Annotated in this window: 4 protein-coding genes; all 4 read right to left on the minus strand. The window is 68.3% G+C overall.

The window, feature by feature from the left end; translation table 11 throughout:
* Window positions 1-519: ABC transporter permease (locus AB1609_15945; protein ID MEW6047945.1), on the minus strand; the 519-nt coding region annotated here is incomplete at its 3' end.
* A 35-nt stretch (window positions 520-554) separates the two neighbouring features.
* Window positions 555-1,577: an ABC transporter permease gene (locus AB1609_15950; protein MEW6047946.1), complete on the minus strand. Its 1,023-nt coding sequence runs from the start codon at window positions 1,575-1,577 to the stop codon at window positions 555-557.
* A gap of 18 nt (window positions 1,578-1,595) precedes the next feature.
* Window positions 1,596-3,218, minus strand: coding sequence for an ABC transporter substrate-binding protein (locus tag AB1609_15955; GenBank protein ID MEW6047947.1), 1,623 nt, complete (start codon window positions 3,216-3,218; stop codon window positions 1,596-1,598).
* Entirely contained in the window at window positions 3,215-4,162 is a 948-nt protein-coding gene (locus tag AB1609_15960) for an IclR family transcriptional regulator (GenBank protein ID MEW6047948.1), read from the minus strand. Before AB1609_15960 ends, AB1609_15955 begins: the two co-directional genes overlap by 4 nt.
* Window positions 4,163-4,682: the final 520 nt, after the last annotated feature.

A 4,682-nucleotide genomic window follows, 5' to 3' on the forward strand; every position in this document is an offset into this window, starting at 1 on the left:
GGAAAGGGCCAGGCCCCGCACGATGCGGGCATACCCCGCCACCCCGGCCAGGCTGAGGGCGAAGATGGCGTTCCAGAGGCCGGGCCCGAGGACGGCTGCCAGCGCCATGGCCAGCACCAGGTTGGGGAAGGCGAGCAACACGTCCATGCCGCGCATCAATACGTTGTCAAGCCGCCCCCCGAAGTACCCCGCGGCCAGCCCGATGGGCAGCCCGCCCCCCACGGCGCCGGCTACGGCCACAACAGCGATCAGCAGGTCGAGCCCGGCCCCGACCAAAAGCCGGCTCAGGATGTCCCGCCCATAGTGGTCAGTGCCGAGCGGATGCCCGGGCGTGCCGGGCGGCAGGAACCGGTCGGCCAGCGACACCCGGTACGGGTCGAACGGCGCAAGCCACGGCCCCAAAACGGCGGAAGCGACCCACACCGCCACAAGGACGGTGCCCGCTGCGGCCGTGGGGTTGCCCAACAGCACCCTCCACACGCGCCCCCACCGCGCCGCAGCGGCGCTCGGCCCGTTCACCCCGCCGGCGGTTGGCGTTGCGCTCGCGGCCGGGCTCAACTGTACCGAACCGTCGGATCGAGCCACGCGTAGCTCACATCCACGAGGAAGTTGACAAGCACCAGCAAGGAAGCGAAGACAAGGGTCGCGCCCGTCACCGGCGCATAGTCCAGCAGCTGGATGGAGTTGACGAAGTACAGGCCCATCCCGGGCCAGGCGAAGACCGTTTCGACCAGCACGTTGCCACCCAGCAGGGAGCCCAGTTGCACGCCCAGCACCGTGACGGTCGGGCTCAGGGCGTTCTTCAGCACGTGCTTGAACAGCACCCGCCGGGGCGCAACTCCCTTCGCCCGGGCGGTGCGCACGTAATCCGACCGCAAAACCTCCACGACGCTCGCTCGAAGCATACGCACGACGAGCCCGAACGTGGGCAGCGACAGCACCGCGGCGGGCGCCAGCAGGTGGCTCAGAGCAGCCCGAAAGGTCGCGAAGTCGCCGTGGAGCAGGCTGTCGACGGTGAACAGGCCGGTGACACGGGGAGGGGGCGCCTCGAGCAGCCCAAGCCGCCCCGAAGGCTCAGGCAGCAAGCCGAGCAGGTAAAACCCGACGTAGATGACGATGAGCCCGAACCAGAAGCCGGGCATCGACAAAAACGTCAGGGAGCCGACCCGGCTTGCGTGATCCATCCACGAGTTGGGCCGCGCTCCTGCCAGGGCCCCGAGCGGGATACCGGCAAGCAGCGCGATGGCAAAGCCGGCCAGCGCGAGTTCGACGCTGGCCGGGAAGCGTGCCACGAGGTCCTGGAGGACCGGGCGGCCGGTATGGATGGAGCGCCCGAGGTCACCGTGCAGCGCGTTCCAGAGATAGTACAGGTACTGCACGTACACCGGGCGGTCGAGCCCCCACTGCGCCCGGAGGGCCTCAACGGCCTCCGGGCCGGCCGTCGAGGCCTCTCCCAGGAAGACGCGCACGGGGTCGCCCGGCACCGCGTGCATGAGGGCGAAGGTGGCCAGCGACACGCCAAGGAGTACGGGTATCATCGAAAGCGCCCGGCTCGCCGCGTAGCGCCAAAACCCCATCGCCGCCACCGCATCCGCTCACGGTGCCGCCTTGTACACCGTGCTGAAAAACCACTGCCCCGATGGGTACAGCACCCAGTCCTTCACCCATTTGCGCAGCACGTAAAACTGCGTCACTTCGTAAATCGGCGGGCTCGGCATCTGCTCGGCGCAGCGCGCCTGGATCTGGTCGAGCAACACCTTCCGGTCGGCGGGCTGGAAGGTGGCTGGCAGCCGATCGATGAGCCCGTCCAGCGCCGGGTCGCTGAAGAACGCGTAGTTGCCGCGCCCGGCGCTCGCGGAGTGGTACGTGTTTCGCACGAAGACGTCCGCGATGGGCATGCTCACGCTGCTGAGGATGAACATCGGCATCTTGCCTTCCTGGAAGTAGCTCACGTAGGTGGGCCACGCGATGGAGCGGATCTGGACGTTGACGCCCACCCTGGCCAGCTGGGCCTGGAGCGCAACCGCGGTCTGCTCCCGTTCGGTGTTGCCCGAGTTGTAGTAAAGCTCCGTGGTGAAGCCTCCGGCGTAGCCGGCTTCGGCCAGCAGAGCCCGGGCCTTGCCGAGGTCCTCGCGGTACGGCCAGAGTTGCGGGTTGAATCCCTCGATGGCGCTCGGCAGGCAGGAGCGCGCCACGGTGGCGAAGCCGAAGGCGGCCGCCTGGTTGATCTCGTCGGCGTTGATGGCATACATGACGGCCTGGCGCACCCGGGGGTCGTCGAACGGCTTCACCTTGTTGTTGAGGTACAGCGTGTGCAGGCCGACTCCGGCCTCCCGCGTGACCGCAAGCTCGGGGTTGGTTACCGCGCGGCTGACCATCTCGGGCGGCAGCCGGTACACGATGTCCAGTTCTCCGCGCTGCAGCAGCAAGAACTGGGTCGAGAAGTCGTTGATGACCCGGAAGACCACCTTGTCCAGCTTCGGAGCGCCACCCCAGTAATCCTTGAACGCGACCAGCTCGTACCGCTCACCGGGCACCCACTCCCCGAAGGCAAACGGCCCGGAACCGGCCTCATGGCGCCGCATCCACTCGTTGATCTGGCCGTCCTGAATCCCGCCGTTGGCCTCGACACGGGCAGGGTTGACGATGGCGCCCGTGGCGGTGTTGGCCAGGAGGTGCAGGAAGAAGGGGCTCGGCCGCTTCAGGCGCATCTGCACGGTGTAGCGGTCCAGCGCCCGGATGCCATCCGGCGCCAGGTAATCTTTGAGCGTGCTGGCAGGCGCGAAGTTGAGGCGCAGGACCCTGGCAAGCGAGTACCGCACCGCTTCGGCCGTCACCTCGGACCCGTCGTGAAAGCGGGCGCCCCGCCTGAGGTGGAACGTGTAGGTAAGGCCGTCGGCCGAAATGTCCCACGACTCCGCGAGGGAAGGTCCGATGTCGGCCGTACCGACGAGCCGGCCGTCCCGCGTCGCGGCGCGGTAACGCACCAGCGTATCATACATGTTGTCGGCGAGCCAGATCGCGGCGAGTTCGGTGGTCGTGTGGGGGTCGAGGGTCGAGGGCTCGAAGTACACCCCCCACAACAGGACGTCCGGGTTTTTCATGGCCGTTCCTGCCTGTCCGGAGGCGGCAAACGCCAGGACAATGGTCAGCGCCACCGCCGCCCGCAGGCCGATGCGCGCGGCCTGCTGCCCACGACGGAGAAGAACCCTGGTCATACTGACTCCCTCCTGTTCTGTTCATGGACAGGGCGCTCCACTTCCGAAGACCGGGACGGGCCGTGGATCCGGCGTCCCGGTTGCCCGGGGAGGCTGGGCCGCGTCCCGGGAGGCAGAGCGCCCATCCGGACCGAGATGTCCGCGGCGGCACGCCGCACCAGGGCGCCGTAACGTTCGATCACGCTCATCGGGAGCCGGAACGCCGGGCCAGCGATGCTGACCGCCCCGCGAGGGAGCCCCGCGGGGTCGAAGATCGCCGCGCCAACGGCGCGCGCCCCGGGATCGACGTCTTCGTCGCTCACGGCGTAACCTCGCTCGCGTACACGGGCAAGGATGCCGCGCAGTTCGCCCGGGTCCATTACGGTGCGGGGGGTGTAACAGGGATACCCGGGCAGCTGCGAGAGCACGCGCTCCTGCCAGGCCGGCGGCAGGAAGGCCAGAATGGCCTGTGGGGAAGCTCCCGCGTGCAGGGGATAACGCCCGCCGAGCCGGGCCGTCAGGCGGACGGGCTGCAGGCTCTCGCGCAGATCGACCACCACTGCTTCCAACCCGTGGCGCTCGACAAGGTGTATGGACTCGCCGGTGGCGAGAGCCAGCTCGTCGAGGACAGGGGCCGCCGCCCTGACCAGGCTCATGCGCTCTCGGGCGCCGTGGGCCAGGAAGAGGAGGCCAGGGCCCAGGCGGTATCGGGAGGTTTCCGGCTCCTGACGCACCAGGTGGTGGCGTTCCAGGGTCTTCAGGAGGCGGAAGATCTGGTTCTTGGGGAGGCGCAGTTCCCGTGCCAGTTCGCTGATCCCGGCCGCGCCGGGATCGGGCCAGCAGGCCAGTTGCGCCAGCAACCGGACCGCCTTGTCCACGCTGGCAATGGTATAGATATCCGGCGCTTCCTGTTTCTGGCGGCCGGCGTCGTGGCTTGCGACATCAGGGGAGGGCAGCTTGCCCAACGGCGATCCCCCGATCCGGGCCTGCGGCCGGTGGTGCGGGGCCGATCCGCCGGTACCACCGGCCGCAGGTAGAGGTTTCCGCTCCGCTTCTCTTGTGGCGCTTCGCTACGCCCTGCTGCCCGGGCCAGGAGCCGGTCTCCTGGATGGCTGCGTTTTGGCTACTAAAACACCGTTTTGCTCCCGGCGCAGTTGTGAAACCTTTCGCCATGTGATCGGACATTCCTTCCCGGCTCTGCGTTTTCCGTCGGGTGGTTCAGCAGTTCGTTAAAAGCCCCCTCCCGGTATGGTAGACAGCAGGAAGACCGCCTGCGGCGACCGCGGTGCCGGCCCGATGGCTGGCGGAGGCGGTGCTGCTCGAGCGGGAGCTCGGGGACACGGAGCCATCGGGCAGGCCACGCCGGGCTTCGGACGGCTACCGCGGGCCTTGTCGGAGTAAGGGGGCAGTAACACGAGAGGATGTCGAAATCAGCTGCTGTGCCGGTGAATCGACCAGCCCAGGTAGCGGCCCAGGGCCTCCTCC

The sequence above is a fragment of the Bacillota bacterium genome (assembly GCA_040754675.1).
Classification (GTDB): domain Bacteria; phylum Bacillota; class Limnochordia; order Limnochordales; family Geochordaceae; genus Geochorda.

Excerpts from the sequence above, each read along its gene's own strand:
- AB1609_15950 (MEW6047946.1), bottom strand. The coding sequence starts at position 1,577 with ATGGGGTTTTGGCGCTACGCGGCGAGCCGGGCGCTTTCGATGATACCC.
- AB1609_15955 (MEW6047947.1), bottom strand. The coding sequence starts at position 3,218 with ATGACCAGGGTTCTTCTCCGTCGTGGGCAGCAGGCCGCGCGCATCGGC.